Annotated in this window: 14 protein-coding genes; 8 read left to right on the top strand and 6 right to left on the bottom strand. The window is 41.4% G+C overall.

Features of this window, described 5'->3' with window-relative positions; genetic code table 11:
• Positions 1–140: 140 nt before the first annotated feature.
• The gene (locus IB67_RS02045) at positions 141–1145 is read right to left on the bottom strand and encodes a LacI family DNA-binding transcriptional regulator (protein WP_072757084.1); all 1005 of its coding nucleotides are present in this window, start codon (positions 1143–1145) and stop codon (positions 141–143) included.
• Between the two features lie 251 nt (positions 1146–1396).
• Between IB67_RS02045 and IB67_RS02040 the strand changes: the two genes are divergently transcribed.
• The 7 genes from IB67_RS02040 (at position 1397) to uvrB (ending at position 11222) form a co-directional block, all read left to right on the top strand.
• Entirely contained in the window at positions 1397–3514 is a 2118-nt protein-coding gene (locus IB67_RS02040; RefSeq protein WP_072757086.1) for a beta-galactosidase, read from the top strand.
• Between the two features lie 5 nt (positions 3515–3519).
• Positions 3520–4242 carry an alpha/beta hydrolase gene (locus tag IB67_RS02035; protein WP_072757088.1) on the top strand — a complete coding sequence of 241 codons (723 nt, stop codon included), beginning with the start codon at positions 3520–3522 and terminating at the stop codon, positions 4240–4242.
• An 87-nt stretch (positions 4243–4329) separates the two neighbouring features.
• Positions 4330–5004 (top strand): DUF47 domain-containing protein, encoded by a 675-nt coding sequence (locus IB67_RS02030; RefSeq protein ID WP_072757090.1) that lies wholly within the window; start codon positions 4330–4332, stop codon positions 5002–5004.
• Positions 5005–5123: 119 nt separating this feature from the next.
• Positions 5124–6332, top strand: a complete 1209-nt coding sequence (locus IB67_RS02025) for an inorganic phosphate transporter (RefSeq protein ID WP_339746067.1) — start codon at positions 5124–5126, stop codon at positions 6330–6332.
• A gap of 177 nt (positions 6333–6509) precedes the next feature.
• Positions 6510–7490 (top strand): 2-hydroxyacid dehydrogenase, encoded by a 981-nt coding sequence (locus IB67_RS02020; protein WP_072757094.1) that lies wholly within the window; start codon positions 6510–6512, stop codon positions 7488–7490.
• A 33-nt stretch (positions 7491–7523) separates the two neighbouring features.
• A complete protein-coding gene (locus tag IB67_RS02015; RefSeq protein ID WP_072757096.1) occupies positions 7524–9197 on the top strand; it encodes an Rqc2 family fibronectin-binding protein in 1674 nt (557 codons plus the stop codon).
• A 36-nt stretch (positions 9198–9233) separates the two neighbouring features.
• On the top strand, positions 9234–11222 hold the full coding sequence (uvrB, locus tag IB67_RS02010) for an excinuclease ABC subunit UvrB (RefSeq protein WP_339746060.1): 1989 nt from the start codon (positions 9234–9236) through the stop codon (positions 11220–11222).
• 32 nt (positions 11223–11254) lie between these two features.
• Here uvrB and lpdA read toward each other — a convergent pair whose 3' ends face one another.
• Entirely contained in the window at positions 11255–12622 is a 1368-nt protein-coding gene (lpdA, locus tag IB67_RS02005) for a dihydrolipoyl dehydrogenase (protein WP_339746057.1), read from the bottom strand.
• A 186-nt stretch (positions 12623–12808) separates the two neighbouring features.
• On the opposite strand from lpdA, the gene IB67_RS02000 reads away from it, so the two are divergent.
• Positions 12809–14077, top strand: a complete 1269-nt coding sequence (locus IB67_RS02000) for an SLC45 family MFS transporter (RefSeq protein WP_339746054.1) — start codon at positions 12809–12811, stop codon at positions 14075–14077.
• 69 nt (positions 14078–14146) lie between these two features.
• On the opposite strand, the gene IB67_RS01995 is transcribed toward IB67_RS02000, so the two are convergent.
• From IB67_RS01995 to IB67_RS01980, 4 genes are read right to left on the bottom strand one after another with little or no spacing between them, the layout of a single operon-like run.
• Positions 14147–14470, bottom strand: a complete 324-nt coding sequence (locus IB67_RS01995) for a YbjQ family protein (protein WP_339746051.1) — start codon at positions 14468–14470, stop codon at positions 14147–14149.
• 17 nt (positions 14471–14487) lie between these two features.
• Entirely contained in the window at positions 14488–15249 is a 762-nt protein-coding gene (locus IB67_RS01990; RefSeq protein WP_339746048.1) for a DUF2705 family protein, read from the bottom strand.
• A gap of 14 nt (positions 15250–15263) precedes the next feature.
• Positions 15264–16118 carry an ABC transporter ATP-binding protein gene (locus IB67_RS01985; RefSeq protein WP_339746045.1) on the bottom strand — a complete coding sequence of 285 codons (855 nt, stop codon included), beginning with the start codon at positions 16116–16118 and terminating at the stop codon, positions 15264–15266.
• Complete coding sequence (locus IB67_RS01980) at positions 16099–16503, bottom strand: GntR family transcriptional regulator (RefSeq protein ID WP_339746042.1); 405 nt, start codon at positions 16501–16503, stop codon at positions 16099–16101. Before IB67_RS01980 ends, IB67_RS01985 begins: the two co-directional genes overlap by 20 nt.
• Positions 16504–16528: the final 25 nt, after the last annotated feature.

Here is a 16528-nt window from a genome sequence, read left to right as displayed (position 1 = left end):
ACGTTTCACCATATTTCACTAAGATATAATAACACAATCCTTTTTATGAGCGAAAAGCAAATAGTCACTTCTGGAAAAGAATAAAGACTCGGACACTAATTATTCACCTTTTTTCTATTTTTTGCTACGATTTTCTACACTTATCCTCCTATCTTCTTTGTTGAATCTCTTATAACGAGGCTGACATCAAGGACAACGTTCGATATATCAGCTTCCTTATTTTGAATCACACTAAGAAGCATGTGGGCGGCAAATGATCCAAGCTGGTACATAGGTCTTCTGACTGTTGTTAGCGAAGGGATCACGTAAGATGCGAGCTCTATGTCATCAAATCCTACAATAGACACTTCGTCTGGTATCTTTAATCCATTCTCTTTAAGTGCTTGCATTGCCCCGATTGCCATCTCATCGTTTGAACAGAAAAACGCAGTTGGTAAGTCCTTTCTTTTCCTACTTGAAAGGTATTCAAGCATCGCTGAATAGCCAGATTCCTCTGTGAAATCACCCTCAAGCACATCGCTATCTCTTATCTCAAGCTTCAGCTCATTCATAGCCCGAACAAATCCTTTATACCTTTCCTTTGCATCCAAAGAATCCTTTGCACCTTTTATAAATCCTATCCTTCTATGTCCGCTTGAATAGAGATACTTCACAACCTCGTAAGCACCTTTTTCGTTGTCAACCCTCACACTCTTTACATTCTTTTCTTTAAGTGCCCTATCAAGTGTCACAATGCTGATTTCTTTGGACCACTTTACAATGTCCTCGTTCTTCACAGCAGGCGTCATCACCAGCAAACCGCCTACAATACCGGTTCTGAGAAACTTGTCGACATCTTGGCGCCTGTTTTCCAAAGTACAGTAAATCAAGAGGTTGTATCCAAACGAATGGAGCACGTCCTGTATGCCACGGACAAGTGCATCGTAAAAAGGACCCTTTATCTCATGAACGACAAGTGCAACCAAATCATACTGCTGTTTTTTGAGATGCTTTGCAAATTTGTTCGGTACATAATTCAGTTCTTCAATTGCTCTTAGAACCTTCTGCCGAGTCTCTTCACTTATTTTTCCCGTGTTGTTCAACACGTACGAGACTGTTGAAATCGAAACCCCCGCTCGTTTTGCCACGTCTTTTATGGTTGCCATACCTAATCCTCCCCACTGTTTTTTTCATTAAACGTTTCACTTAATTTTACCACATTGATTTGAAAAAGATTCAACAGAATTCTCATTTTCAAAAACATCCAATTCCGAAGTTTTGTAGTAGAATATGGTAAAATATATTACGAGCGGACTTAAGGAACTTCATTGAAATGTTTCAACAAACAATGTTCGAGGTTAAAACCAAATGCGAAGTTTATTAGAAATCATTAGAAAATTGGAAAAGAGGTGTGGAGATGATTAATAGGCAACAGAGGATATTGGGTGAGGAACTTATCGTATCGGCGGAGATTCATTACTTCCGCTTAGCACAAGAAGAGTGGGAAAAGAGGATAGAGCTTGCAAAAGACGCAGGTTGCAACACAATTGCATCTTACATTCCTTGGCTTGTTCACGAACAAAAGAGAGGTTCGTTCGACTTTTCTGGAAATTACGATGTAGCTAAATTCATAGACCTCGTGGCAAATTACGGCATGTATTTCATAGCGAGGCCAGGACCTTTCGTAATGGCGGAATTGAAAAACGAAGGTATACCGTACTGGATATACGAAGAGAAGCCTCACTTAATACCAGTTAGCTGGAATTCAAAGAAGGTTGAAAGTGCGATTCTTGTCTACAATCATCCCGACTTCATCTCTGAAGTTGAGAGATGGTACGCCGAGTTGTCAAAAATCATCAAGCCAAGATTGATACAAAATTGCGGCAATATAATAGCGATTCAGCTTGACAACGAGATAGGAATGTTGCACTGGGTGAACAACTCACCTGACCTTTCGGACTTCACGCTCGATAGGTTCATAGATTGGCTCACAGAAAAGTACCACGACAAGCTTAGATACGGTTTTGAACTTGAAAAGGATGATCACGTCTATTCTTTACTTAGGAGTCCTTCTCAAGAATATTCGGAAAAGTTCGTTGAAGATTATTCGATTTTCATTAGGCAGGAATATGCAATTTACGTGGAGAAACTGAAGAGCATCTTCGAAAATCTTGGAATCGATACTAACTTCATCGTAAACATTCATGGAACATCGGGTGGTCGTGGTCATACTTTTCCTATCGGCATATCACAACTAAAAGAAACATTCCCACTGTCTAATGTTTTTCCATCGACCGACATTTATCTTGGCGAGTACTCTCTACACAACTTCCACGACTTGTGGAACATAAACGAGATGATGAATGCTACCTCAGATAAGGTATACGGGAGTATGGAGTTTGAATGCGGCAGCGGTGACTACGGCGACAACTTCGGTCAGAGGATTGACCCGAATTCTACAATACAAAAGGCAGCTTTGTGCTATATTCAAGGTAACAGATTTCTGAATTATTACCTTTTCAGTGGAGGAACGAACTGGAAACTTGACACAGAACCTTTCGATGGAAATGGTAGGATAGCGTTCACAGGAGAATTGCATGGCTTTGCCGCTCCTGTATCTCCAGATGGCACACCAGACTATCCATACGAATACATCAAATTAGCAAACGAACCTTTGAAAAACATTGAGAAGCAGACAGCCGGCAATTTTAAATTGGTATACGATGACATTTACGTGGCATACTTGGACGAATATTACAGAACTGAGTACACGTTCCATAACAAAAAAAGACCGAACATAGAAATCAGAAGAGGTTACAACTTCTGGGACAGTTTCCTAAAATCTTTGTTGATTATGGGTTATAGGTACAGATTCATCGACTTAGAGAAAAAAGAACCCATAGGCGATGCACTCTTAATCATCCCTGCAGCAAGATACATGTCTTTTTCAATTCAAAAAAAGATTGTTGACTTTGTGAATAAAGGCGGCAAAGTACTCCTTTATGGTGATCTCCCGCTGTATTCTTCAGACGGTTCACCTTGCACATATTTGATCAACAATCTTGAAATATCTCCCGGCGAAGAATATAATGCTTCTCACAAGTTCTTCCTGTCGGTATATTCTCCTAAGGGGATTTTTAAAGAATTCAGAACATATTGGGCTAGAGAATTGAAATTTGAACCTACCGATAATGAAACTGAGAAACTTGCATGTATTTCACAGATTGAAAAGCCATGCGCAGTGAGAAAGGGAAACATAACAGTAATATCGACCGAATTCAATGGAAATTTGAAATTCTTCGAGTATATCTTACACAGTCTCGGATTTTATAGTAAAATAAAGCTAACAGGCACTCGAAAAGATGTTATAGGGACATTCCCGTTCTTGTTGGAGAATGAAAATAATAAGTTTTTAGTAGTCCTCAACAATGACAATTACGAGAAGAATGTTGAGATTTTGTTCGAAGGTAAAAATATAGGAAATTACAGAATCAAGCCAAAGGAAATCGTTTTTCGAGAGATCGCATTGAGGTGAAGAGGATGAACAAATACGGTTCTTTAATAAGTTGGTTGATTTTACTTCTTTCAATTCCATTGTTTGTGTTCATAACATGGGCTTACAGTCCTATGAAGGCACTACCAGAAGTCAGCGAGTATTTAAAATCATCAAATATGGTTGATGTCTTGGTCGATAAACATATTTACTTTATCCCTAAGACCGATGCACCTGAGGTAGGGGTTATAATCTATCCTGGTGGGCATGTTGAAAATAGAGCTTACACGCCAATCGGGTACAGATTAGCTGAGAAAGGTATAATTGCAGTTGTACTCGAAGCTCCGATGAACTTCGCCATATTTGACACAGAGGCCGCATCTGATGTGATAATGAAATTCCCTGATATAAAATGGTACGTGGCAGGGCATTCCTTAGGTGGCGTTGCTGCATCAGAATTTGTGTACAAGTACAAAGATGATGTTGCTGGGCTGATACTGATGGCATCCTATCCAGCGAAAGACGTTTCGAAACTGGACTTGAAAGTATTATCGATATACGCGTCAGAGGACGGACTTGCTACACCACAGAAAATAAAGGAAAAAAAGCCATTGCATCCAAGCATTACGAAGTATGTACTGATTGACGGTGGAAACCATTCTCAGTTTGGATATTACGGCTTCCAAAAAGGAGATAAACAAGCTAAAATAACAAAAGAAGAACAGATGAGCATTATTGTAAAGTCAATAATTGACTTTATAAAAGAATAACCACCAATATTGTATTTTTTTCATTCTATGCTATAATTTACGAGGTTTTCGAAAGAAAGCGAAAAAGACTTGGAAAGGGGTGTTCGAATGGCAAATATATTCAAAAAGCTGATACCCTATCAGTCACCTTTAGAAATGCTTAGTGAACACGCTGTGTTGTGCTCTCAAGCTTCTCAGATAATGAAAGATGCGTTGGGTAAATATCTCGATTTTCAGACTGTAGATGAAGAATCAAAAAGAATAGATGAGTTAGAGGATAAAGCTGATCATATCAAGGTTCAGGTTCGGGAAATATACGGAAAGCTCAAGTGGACTTATTTTAACAAATCGGATTTCTTAGATATTCTTCACAATGTTGATACAATCATAGATTTGACGGACGATATTGTGAAGATGCTTACGATGAATCGGGTTGAAAACGTTTCAGAAGAAATAAAAAATGATATTTTAAGGCTCGCAGATGTGGTTGACAAGAGTGTTGAGCACATGTCTGAAACCGTTAAAAGGCTCAGGACTATAGTTGAATCTGCATTTTCGCAAAAGGAAATAAAGCTTGAGGATGAAAGTGTTGCAGTCGTTGAAAGCGAAGAACATTCGTCTGATGAGCTTGGTTTATTGATTGGCAAGAAACTCTTTGCAAAGAAGAACGAAATGAATGCGGTGGACATAATGTTCTTGAATAGCGTCGTCATACTACTCATGAGAATAGAAGATAGGGCTAAGAATGCTGTCGAAAGGATAAGGATGATAACGCATTCTTGACACTCTTGATTATCTTCATGAACATCTTGATGAAAGTTTCTGAAATGTGAAAAAATCACTTTGCCCCCTCAAACGATTAGGTATATAAACATATAAAAACCCATAGGAGGTAAAGCAAAATGATAACATTCATTGCGATTCTCGTTGGGATGTTTATGGCTTTCGCAATAGGTGCGAACGATGTCGCTAATGGTATGGCAACTGCTGTTGGCGCAAAGGCTATAACGCCCAAGCAAGCTGCGTTCATGGCTTCCTTCCTTGAGTTCCTCGGCGCTGTTATGTTCGGTGCGGCTGTTACGAAGACAATAGCAAGCGGCATAGTCGCAATTGATCACCTTCAAGACCCAAAGCTCGTTATATACGGTGCTATATCAGCTCTATTTGCTGCTGGTATCTGGGTTATGTTCGCAACCGTTTACGGTATGCCCGTTTCGACGACACATTCGATAATCGGTGGTATGATCGGTTTCGGTTTGGCAAGTGGTGGAATGAAAGTTGTTTACTGGTCAAAGCTCCTTAAAATCGTCCTCTCTTGGTTCATATCCCCTGTTGTTGGTGGAATTCTTGCCTATCTCGTATTCAAAATCATAGTTGTGAGCATATTACACAGGAAAAGTCCACTGGAAGCCGCAAAAACTGTTGCCCCGATTATGATTGGATTTACCTTCTTCTTCATTTCCTTACTGTTCATAATAAAGACCCTGAAACAAACATACTCAGTTGCGTTCGTTTATTCGACAATTTTATTTGTTCTCTCGTTCGCAGTTTCTCTTGTCTTGATAAGGCGCTATATCAAGAAAAACTCATCCGATGAATACGATGCCGTCGAGAATATCTTCAAGAAGGTTCAAGTCATGACATCTGCGTACGTCTGTTTCTCTCACGGTGCAAACGACGTTGCTAACGCGGTTGGTCCAATCGCCCTCATATTCATGCTCGAGAAAGCGGAAATTACAAACATCCAAAGCGTCGAGATACCAAAATACATACTCTTCATTGGTGGGCTCGGTATAGCTCTTGGCGTGCTTCTTTACGGATACAAAGTCATGGAGACGATAGGGCATAATATAACCGAACTCAACAATACAAGAGGATTCTCTGTTGACTTCGGTACAGCGACAACAGTGCTTCTCTCATCAATATTCGGCTTCCCAATCAGTACTACACACACCGTCGTCGGTGCTGTTACGGGCGTTGGACTTGCAAGAGGTATAGAAGTCGTTAACTTCGGTGTTCTTAAAGAAATTATCATATCTTGGTTCATCACCGTCCCATTCGCAGCAGGAGTAAGTGCGATAATTTACCTTACACTTTCAACGTTCTTCTAAGTTCTAAACCACCTTTTAACACACAATTCAGTAAAGAACTTATACTTAATTAGAAAAATCGAGGTCCCTCGCAAAAACGCAGGGACCATTTTTAACATGCTAATGTACGTATACTACTCGTATACTATGGTATAATAATCAAAGAACAGATAACAACTTCGTGCAAGGGGGAAGCATATGAAAATACTATTTCTTACCAAAATGCTTGATTACTTCAAAGAGCGGGTGATGGACCTCAAATCTGAATTTCCAAACGACGAATTTGTCATCCCAAAAGATAGGGAAGAAGCTGAGAAACACATCGAGGATGCTCATGTGATAGTAACCGGTTCACTTTCAAGAGAACAAGTCGAAAAAGCGAAGAATCTCAGATTTGTCCTCGTTCCATGGGCTGGTGTCAACGGGCTTCCGCTGGAGCTATTGAACGATCGAGGTATAATCGTAGCGAATAACCACGGAAACGGGAAGATAGTGGCTGAAAGGGCTGTTGCACTTGCACTTGCATTGCTCGGAAGGATTGTTGAGTTTCACAACGACCTGGCTGAAGGTGTTTGGCACGGATACGAGGCCGGTTCTCATCCTGAAGATTTTTGGTTTTCGCTCCAAGGCAAGAAAGTTTCAATTCTCGGGCTTGGAGCTATTGGAAGGAACATTGCAAAGCTGTTGTCCGGCTTTGACTGCCAGATTATGGGGTACAAGAAAACGGTTGAGCCCGTTGAGAATGTGCATTATGTGACGAACAACCTCGATGAAGCTATTAGCTTTGGAAAGATCATATTCGTTGCCCTACCGCTGACGAAGGAAACCTATGGACTGATAAACAAAGAACGTATTGAAATGATGCATGGAAAATTCTTAATAAATGTAGGCAGAGGACAAATTATAGACGAACACGCTCTGTATTACGGCTTGAAGAATGGAATTTTGGCAGGTGCTGGCATAGATACATGGTATCTCTACCCAGATGCTGTTCACACTGTTCAACTCCCATCTCACTACCCAATCCACAGATTTAAAAACGTGGTTATATCACCGCATGTAGGAGGATTTACAATAGAAGGGCAAGTTGGAAGGATAGATGAGACGGTAGAAAACATCCGGCTTATTCTCTCAGGTGGTCTTCCAAAGAATATCATAGACCCGAAAAGCGGGTACTGATGCACAAGTTAACTCTAAGAGAGGAGTACTTCGATGGCATTTGACGGCTTTGTCATGAGAATCACCGCTGGAAAGATTGAAGAACACATAAACGGACTGAACTTAAGAAACATATATTTAGAAGACAAAGTTCTCTACTTTTCATTTGACGCTGGTGATTTGAAGATTTCGTTGAATCCGAATTTTGCACACATCTCTTTCACAGAACATATAGTAAAAGAACCCGAAAAACAGACATTTGTAGACTTCTTGCGAAGCAGAATCAGAGGAGCAAAAGTTTCCAAATTCTCATCAATCGGATATGACCGAACGGTTGTTCTTGAATTAAAGAAGACTGACGAAATAGGTCAGAAGCACGAATATAAGCTCTACATAGACATCATGGGGAAACATTCAAATGTTATCTTAGTGGAGAACGGTGTTATATTAGACGCATACAAAAGAATTGAGACGCGATTTAGAAATATCAACCCTGGTGAGAAGTTTGTCCTCTTTGCGTCCAATAAGATGAATATAGAAGAGGTAACTGCTGATAGCCTTAGCGTTGCGTTAGAGCATTTTCCGAAACAGAAGGCAATTTCTGAGTTTATCTATTCTACCATCCAAGGCTTTTCGAGACTTACAGCTGAGGAGCTGCTTTTCAGAGCAGATTTGGATGATATGGCGCTAAGTCAGATAAGCGACGAGCATTTAAATGCACTCCTTGAAGCCATAGCCTCGATTAGACGGGAGCTCAGCGAAAACCAGCTGTATGTGTATTACGAAAACGACATGCCAATCGATATATCCGTTTTCAGATTGCACAAGTACACAGATTTCAAAAGATGCGAGAATCCCGTTGAGTGTGTAAACGAATATTTTGAATTCGTTGAGAAGAAAGATAAATTGACTCAAAAAAAGAACCAGCTGCTGAGTATAGTGAATAGCAAAATTGAAGCATACGAAAAGTTAATAGATAGCATCGAGAAGGAAGTCGAAGAGTGTAAGAATGCTGAAAAATACAGAAAATTCGGCGAGCTGCTCAAAGCGTACAGCTATCAAATAGGACACGGGCTTGAAGAAGTTACTCTCACCGATTGGGAGACGAACGAAGAAGTTAGAATACCGCTTGAAAAACACCTTTCAGCGATAGAAAACAGCGTAAAATACTTCAAGATGTACAACAAGCTGAAAAAGAAACTCGAAGGACTCAGCGAGAGAAAGGAAATACTCGAGCGTGAGCTTTCGTATTTGAGACAGCTTCAAAATACGATAGAGAACGCTGAGACACTTGACGATTTGCTCGATATCGAGGAAGAAATGGTTGAAGGTGAATTGATAAAGAAGCACAAAGGCAAGAAAAATACAAAGGTTGTGACGCATTCAGAACCAAGAAGGTATACATTCAATGGATTTACGATATTTGTCGGCAGAAACAACAGACAGAACGATGAACTCGTTAGGAAGGCGAGCGAACACGATTTGTGGCTACACGTCCAAGGCATGCCCGGTGCTCACGTAGTTGTAAAGACTAATGGAAAGCCCATTGATGATGAAACACTGCAGTACGCCGCAAAACTGGCCGCATACTACAGCAAAGGCAAATACTCGACCAAAGTACCTGTCGATTACACGCAGGTGAAGTACGTAAAAAAACCAAGAGGCTTTAAACCCGGACTCGTGCTGTACTCGAACTTCAAAACTCTCTTCGTCACTCCCACTGAATAATTGCCTGAATTAATCGAAACCAAAGAAGGTGGAAGTATGTTATACGAATTAGTGAGCGATTACAAACCTTCCGGTGACCAGCCTCAAGCGATAGAGAAGCTTGTTGAAGGCTTACGAAGAGGTCACAGATTCCAAACGCTCATAGGCGTGACTGGAAGCGGTAAAACATTTACAATGGCGAATGTGATAAAGGAGATAGAACGACCCGTCCTTGTTATTTCGCCAAACAAGACACTCGCAGCGCAGCTCTACACAGAGTTCAAATCGTTTTTCCCAAACAACAAAGTAGAATTCTTCATAAGCTATTACGACTACTACCAACCAGAAGCGTATGTACCAACGAAAGATTTGTACATAGAAAAGAGTGCAGATATAAATGACGTTATTGCAAGGATGAGGATGAGTGCGATTAAATCAATAATGACGAGAAGGGACGTAGTCGTTGTAGCGAGCGTCTCCGCAATCTATGCCTGCGGTGATCCACGCGATTTCGACAAGCTCAACGTAAAGCTTTCCGTAGGTGAGCGAGTTAACCTCAACGAACTGCTCAAACACCTTGTAAGGATAGGTTACGAACGCAAAGAAGACGTCGGACTCACTGGGAGTTTTAGAATAAGGGGCGATACGCTCGAGATCTTCCCAACTTATCAGGACGAGGGCATACACATCGAACTTTTTGGCGATGAAGTCGACAGGATTTACACGTTCGATAGATTGAACAGGGAGATACTCGAACGCCTCGACAGAATAACGATATATCCAACAAAAGAGTACGTGACAACCGAAGAAAAGATTGCTATCGCTGTGAAGAATATTGAAGAAGAACTCCAAGAACGCCTTGTGGAATTAAGAAGGCATGGTAAAGAGCTCGAGGCGCAAAGGCTTTATCAAAGGACTATGAACGATATTGAGCTTCTTTCTACGCTTGGGTACTGCACGGGTATAGAGAACTATTCAAGGCACTTCGATGGAAGGAAACCTGGAGAACCGCCGTACTCGCTCCTCGATTACTACGATGAAGATTATCTGGTGATAATAGACGAATCGCACATAACGATACCACAGCTCAGGGCTATGTATCACGGAGAGATGTCGCGCAAAAAGAGTCTTGTCGACTACGGTTTCAGACTCCCTTGTGCATACGACAACAGACCGTTGAAGTTCGAAGAGTTTCTGAACAAAGTCAACCAGGTGATATTCGTATCCGCAACGCCGGGACCTTTCGAAATGGAAGTCTCAGAACAAGTTGTGGAGCAGATAATACGCCCAACCGGATTGATAGATCCGCTTGTTGAAGTGAGACCCACAAGATATCAGGTCGACGACCTTGTAAAAGAAATTGTAGAGGTCAAAAAGCGTGGTGAAAGAGCGCTCGTAACGGTACTTACGAAAAAGACCGCGGAGATGCTTGCAGAATACCTTGTTGAATTCAACATACGTGCCCTCTATTTGCACTCGGAACTCGATGCGATAAAACGCGTTGAGGTTCTTAAAAAATTACGTTCAGGTGAAATCGACGTCGTTGTGGGTGTTAACTTGCTCAGGGAAGGTTTGGACCTGCCGGAAGTTTCGCTCGTAGCAATACTCGATGCTGATACAGAAGGCTTCTTGCGCAGCGAAACTACACTGATACAGATTATAGGTAGGACTGCCAGAAATGAAAATGGAAAAGTCCTGATGTATGCTGACAGGATAACACCGGCTATGCAAAAAGCAATAGACGAGACAAACAGGCGAAGAAAGATCCAGATGGAGTATAACGAAAAGCACGGCATAAAACCGCAGACCATAATAAAGCCGATGATGGAAGACATCTTCGCCCCGTTCAAAGATAAGGAGGAAGAATACTACAAAGTCTACGAAGACAGCGTTTTCAGTCTCAGAGAATCGCTTTCCTTAGAAGACTACGCTGCGCTCTTAGAAGAAGAGATGTACAAAGCGGCATCTGAACTCAGATATGAAGACGCAGCTAAAATCAGAGATGAACTTTTTAAAGTGAAAGAGGAACTGAAGAACAAAAAATAAAAAGGGGCAATTGCCCCTTTAATCATTCTCAATCACAAATGCACCGGCTTATCTGTTATCCCCTCAAGTGCGCCCAAAAGCGTTTCACTGAGTGTTGGATGCGGGTGGATTGATTCTTCGAGCTGGTATGCTTTCAATTTATTTCTCACTGCTATTACGCCTTCCATGATGAGTTCGGTTGCAACAGGCGAGATAATCGACATACCTAACACCGTTTCATCGTCTTTATCTGCAATCACTTTTACAAATCCTATATTTTCAAGCATAGTCCTTGCCCTTCCGTTCGCTGAGAGCGGGAATTTGAATATCTTGACTTTGTCTTTGTCCACATCCTTTTCTCTCAGACCTGTTGAAGCTACTTCCGGATTCGTGAAGATAATCGACGGAATCGCCGAGTAATCCATCTGCGCTTCTATACCTGCTATATTTTTCGCGGCGACAACACCTTCGTACATTGCAACGTGTGCGAGCATCACTTGTCCTCGCACATCACCAATCGCGTACACACCTTCTATATTCGTTCTCATCCTTAAATCCGTCTTAATTCCTCTTTCAATTTCAACTCCGAGGTTCTTCACATCTTCCGGAATATTCGGTCTTCTTCCGATTGCAACAAGGACTCTGTCAACGGTGGAAATTTCTTCCTTCCCTTCGCTGTCAACGGTAGTTACTTCGTAACCACCATCAACCTTCCTCACGCCTGTCACTCTTGACTTTTCCTTTATCTCAACACCTCTTCTTGCAAATGATTTCTTAATCTCGTCCGCTACATCGTCATCTTCGTAAGGCAGGATGTGATCTGCAAGCTCGACTATCTTAACTTTAACACCAAGTGAGCTGAAGAACGTTGCAAACTCAACACCGATGACACCACCACCGACAATCAACAAAGAAGTCGGTAGTTCCTTCATTACGAACACATCGTTGCTTGTCCATATACCCTCCACATCGCTGAACGGTGGGAATATCGTTGGCACTGAACCGTGAGCAAGAACGAGATTTTCGCCCTCTATTTCCTCGCCGGTTTCTTTAATCCTGACCTTGTTCTTATTCACAACCTCAGCAGTACCTTTTACAACCGTGATGTTATTTTTCTTCATCAAAAATTCAATACCTTTTCTCGACAGTGTGATGCTCTTATTCGCATGAGCCATAATTTGTGAAAGGTCGAATCCCTCAACGGTTATCTTCAACCCCAATTTACTTGCTTTCTCTCTCGATTCATCGAGTAGATGTGTTGCTGTCAAAAGAGCCTTTGTGGGAATACAGCCCCAATTCGTACAAGTTCCGCCGAGATTTTCCTTCTCTATGAGTGCAACTTTCTTCCCGTACTGAGCAAGCTTTATAGCACAGACATAACCGCCAGGACCACCGCCGATAACGATTGCATCGAACGACATATGGCTCACTCCTTCAGTATTTAATATTTTTGCATACCACAAAATGATTATAACTTAGATGCCAGAAGTTTTCAAATTGCAAGATTTCTTGAATATCGGTACTTGCTTATAACAGAATTAACAAAACTATTGTATAATAAATTTAGTTTGTTTATTTCACTTCTTTTAAAGATAGGGGGGAGGCAAGTGAAATTCTCATTTAAAAGGTTATTGTTGTTAGGTTTTGGATTTTTCGGCATCAGCCTGCTCTGGCCACTGTACAACTCGTATGTTCCCATCTTTCTTAAAGACTTCAACTTGTCGTCCACGCTCATCGGTTTTGTGATGACGATCGACAATATCTTCGCAATCATCATGCTGCCACTCTTAGGTGTACTCAGCGACCAGACGAGAACAAGACTTGGAAGGCGTATGCCGTACATCCTCGTTGGTGCTCCGCTTGCGGCAATCACGTTTTCGCTCATACCCTTGACGAGATCTTGGCAACTGCTGTGGCTGATGATGCTCAACATCATCTTCATGAACTTCTTCATGGCTCTGTTCAGATCTCCCGTTATCGCACTCATGCCAGACATAACCCCGTCTGAGTACAGAAGCCAAGCAAATGGGGTTATAAACTTCATGGGTGGAGTTGGCGCACTCCTTGCGTTTTTCGCAGGTAAACCGCTTTATGACAAAAACTACGCACTCCCGTTCTATGTCGGCGCTATCGTCATGGTCTTTTCACAGATGCTCGTCGTACTGTTCATAAAAGAAGATGAGAAATACAGAATCAAAACGGGTGAGAAGATAAAATTCGAGAACGTTTACAAAAAGACGATGGTTGAACTATCAGAGAATTTAAAAGACGTATTTAAGTCAAAAGAAAAGAGCCTTCTAATGATGCTCTTATCGATTCTGCTCTGGTTCATCGGCTACAATGGATTGGAAACTTTCTTTACAAGCTATGCGAAGTTCCAGATGGGCATAAAAGAAAGCACGGGCGCTCTCGTGCTCGGGTTCTTCTCGCTAACGTTTATGCTCTTTGCAATACCTGCGGGATTCATCGGCTCAAAGATAGGCAGGAAGAAAACAATGACAATAGGCTTAATCGTTGTTCTTGCTATACTTGTCGGTGTCTTCGTCTCATCGTTAGTTATAGAAGATCCAGGGTTGCTTACCAAGGTCTTCTTTGTACTCTTTGCACTCGGTGGTTTCGGATGGGCTATGGTTAACGTGAACTCATTGCCAACGATTGTGGATATGACAGTAGAAGAAAAGGTTGGCGGATACACGGGGCTTTACTATTTCTTCTCGATGGCAGCGAACATAATAGCTCCACCGCTTGCAGGTTTCTTCATAGATAAAATCGGTTACAATACCTTAATTGCGTTCACCATAACATTCTTCGTACTGGCAACGATAACACTACAGTTCGTGAAACGAGGAGACATCAAGCAGAGCAATCCAAAATAGAGTAAGAAAAACAAAATGAGGCGGTTGAAGACACCGCCTCTTTTATTTAGAAATTGCTGTTCTCAGTTCTCACTCTTTTCTCCTCAACTTCACCGCAGTACCGTAAGCCAAAATCTCAGCAGCACTCTGCATCACCGATGAAGAACCGAATCTCAATCCAATTACGGCGTCCGCTCCAAGCCTCTCAGCTTCACTTATCATCCTTTTAAGTGCGATGTTTCTGCTCTCTATTAACAAGTCAGTATAGCTCTTTATTTCCCCACCCGCAAGTGTCTTAAACGCTGCTGCTATATCTTTTCCAACGTGCTTTGAATTTACTATGCTTCCAGTAACAATCCCCAAAGTTTCAACAATCTCGTACCCCGGAACAAAATCGGTCGTCACGACTATCATCATCTGCCCCTCCCTTCTCAGATTTCCTTCTTATCGAAGATAAGATATCCAAAGAAAATGAACAGCACACTCAAGATAACTATTCCTATCGTGTATTTTATATCAACTTTGTTGTGGTTGAAAACGCTCATTCCAAGAGCGTAACTGAACGTATTAAGAAATTTCAACGACTTTATCAAACCAGCTGTCGTCGTCAAGGCAAGAAGTCCGAGTGAAGCAAGCAACGGTTTGACTTGATCATTGAAGAGCACGGAGAAAATCACACTTAAAGTATACCATATCAACGCACCGAAGATGTTGTGAATTATAAACTTTGGAACTACGGAGTATTCGTAAGACTTTTGTGCAATTGACGAAAAGATGGCAGGAAGAATACCTCCTATCATTACAAGCAAGACTGTACCCATAAGTCCCATCAACACCTTCGTTGTGTAAATCTCCTTTCTACTCCTTCTCACCAAAAGGAAGGCGATCGTTCCGTTTTCGTATTCCCGAGCGAAGAGTGGAAATGCCATCAGTATGCCTATAATCGGAATGATCTGACCAAAATTCTTTCCGTACCACTGGGTGTTGATGTAGAAATTCCATTCTTTCAGCCTTTCAATCATAGACCCAGGCAGGAATTTCTCGACCTGCGGATTGCCCATATATCCTTCAAGCATCGAAACCGTGAATTTTTGGAAAGGTGCAAGTATGAAGAAAAGTCCGAGTATAACTATAAGAGTACCGAAGAACCTTACTTTCATATCATTGAATTCTTTCCTAATTCCTTTAATCATAGCCAAACACCACCTTACTTATTCTGAGCTCTCTGCTCTTTACTCAAATTACCATCGTTAAGCACTAGAGCCTCAAAAATTGCTTCAAAAGTTACTGGTGAACATTCGAAGTTATTCACCAGAGCGTATTCTTTATTAACTATATAGATATTTTCACTCTCAGTAGATTTGTATCTATACCCACTAATATTTTCGAGCTTTGCGCTCGACGGTACACTTATCGCACAGTACCTTTCCTTTATATCATCAAGATACCCAACTTCGAGGATCTTCCCTCTGTTCATAATCGCAACTTTATCAGCGACTTTTTCAACCTCACCGAGTATGTGACTTGTGTAAAGCACACTTGCTCCCGCAAGAGGTATTTCTCTTATCATATCAAGCACCTGATTTCTTACTATAGGATCGAGTCCCCAGGTTGGTTCGTCGAAGATATAAAGCTCTGCTCTTTGCGAAAGAACTAACGCAAGGTACAGCTGAGTTGTCTGTCCGTTCGACAAGTTCGACACCTTCTCATCGAGCGGAATTTGGAATCTATCGATATATGTCCAGCACTTCTCTTTGTCGAACTCATCTGTCACATCTGCGGTGACTTCTATCATCTTCTTGACTGTATAGCTTCCATAGAGCTCTTTACCTTCCGGAAGGTAAGCGATGCTACCTTGCAAGTTTATAGTCCCCTCGTCCTTCTTTCTAAGGCCGAGAATACACTTAATCGTCGTTGTCTTACCTGCACCGTTTGGACCAAGCAGTGCGAATATCTCGCCTTTCTCAACCTCAAAAGATATACCGTCAACTGCATGAATGTTTCCATAATACTTTTTCAAATTCTTGATCTCCAAGACGTTTTTACTTTCTACCTTCTCCATCCTCTCCACCTTCCTTACTTTCCATAGAAACCTCGTACACAGTATTGAGAATATCAATTATCTCTTTCCTTGTGATTCCAATATCTTTGCATTTGTGGAGCATCTTCTCGAGTTCTATTAGTTCTTCCGATTTCAACTTCTCGCTGTGCACTCCAACGACGATGTATCCTTCGCCTCGTTCTGGCTTTATAATCCCTTCTGCTTCAAGCTCTCTGTACGCACGTGCTACGGTGTTCACATTAACACCTATATCTTTTGAGAGAACTCTTATCGAAGGTAGAAAATCATTCTCTTTAAACTTCCCGCTCACTATTAGCTTTTTGATATTGTCTTTTATCTGGACATAAACTGGAACGTGTGAATGAAAATCAATAGCAAACCACATCCATACCTCTCCTCTTCGACCACGT

This window comes from Fervidobacterium riparium, assembly GCF_025370035.1.
GTDB lineage: Bacteria > Thermotogota > Thermotogae > Thermotogales > Fervidobacteriaceae > Fervidobacterium > Fervidobacterium gondwanense.
The sequence above is the reverse complement of the archived record's forward strand: the minus strand, read 5'-3'. Positions and strand labels throughout refer to the sequence as shown.

What these genes read in the sequence shown, in the direction of transcription:
- IB67_RS02045 (WP_072757084.1), bottom strand. Translation starts at nt 1,145, where the DNA reads ATGGCAACCATAAAAGACGTGGCAAAACGAGCGGGGGTTTCGATTTCA.
- IB67_RS02040 (WP_072757086.1), top strand. Translation starts at nt 1,397, where the DNA reads ATGATTAATAGGCAACAGAGGATATTGGGTGAGGAACTTATCGTATCG.
- IB67_RS02035 (WP_072757088.1), top strand. Translation starts at nt 3,520, where the DNA reads ATGAACAAATACGGTTCTTTAATAAGTTGGTTGATTTTACTTCTTTCA.
- IB67_RS02030 (WP_072757090.1), top strand. Translation starts at nt 4,330, where the DNA reads ATGGCAAATATATTCAAAAAGCTGATACCCTATCAGTCACCTTTAGAA.
- IB67_RS02025 (WP_339746067.1), top strand. Translation starts at nt 5,124, where the DNA reads ATGATAACATTCATTGCGATTCTCGTTGGGATGTTTATGGCTTTCGCA.
- IB67_RS02020 (WP_072757094.1), top strand. Translation starts at nt 6,510, where the DNA reads ATGAAAATACTATTTCTTACCAAAATGCTTGATTACTTCAAAGAGCGG.
- IB67_RS02015 (WP_072757096.1), top strand. Translation starts at nt 7,524, where the DNA reads ATGGCATTTGACGGCTTTGTCATGAGAATCACCGCTGGAAAGATTGAA.
- uvrB (WP_339746060.1), top strand. Translation starts at nt 9,234, where the DNA reads ATGTTATACGAATTAGTGAGCGATTACAAACCTTCCGGTGACCAGCCT.
- lpdA (WP_339746057.1), bottom strand. Translation starts at nt 12,622, where the DNA reads ATGTCGTTCGATGCAATCGTTATCGGCGGTGGTCCTGGCGGTTATGTC.
- IB67_RS01995 (WP_339746051.1), bottom strand. Translation starts at nt 14,470, where the DNA reads ATGATAGTCGTGACGACCGATTTTGTTCCGGGGTACGAGATTGTTGAA.
- IB67_RS01990 (WP_339746048.1), bottom strand. Translation starts at nt 15,249, where the DNA reads ATGATTAAAGGAATTAGGAAAGAATTCAATGATATGAAAGTAAGGTTC.
- IB67_RS01985 (WP_339746045.1), bottom strand. Translation starts at nt 16,118, where the DNA reads ATGGAGAAGGTAGAAAGTAAAAACGTCTTGGAGATCAAGAATTTGAAA.
- IB67_RS01980 (WP_339746042.1), bottom strand. Translation starts at nt 16,503, where the DNA reads ATGTGGTTTGCTATTGATTTTCATTCACACGTTCCAGTTTATGTCCAG.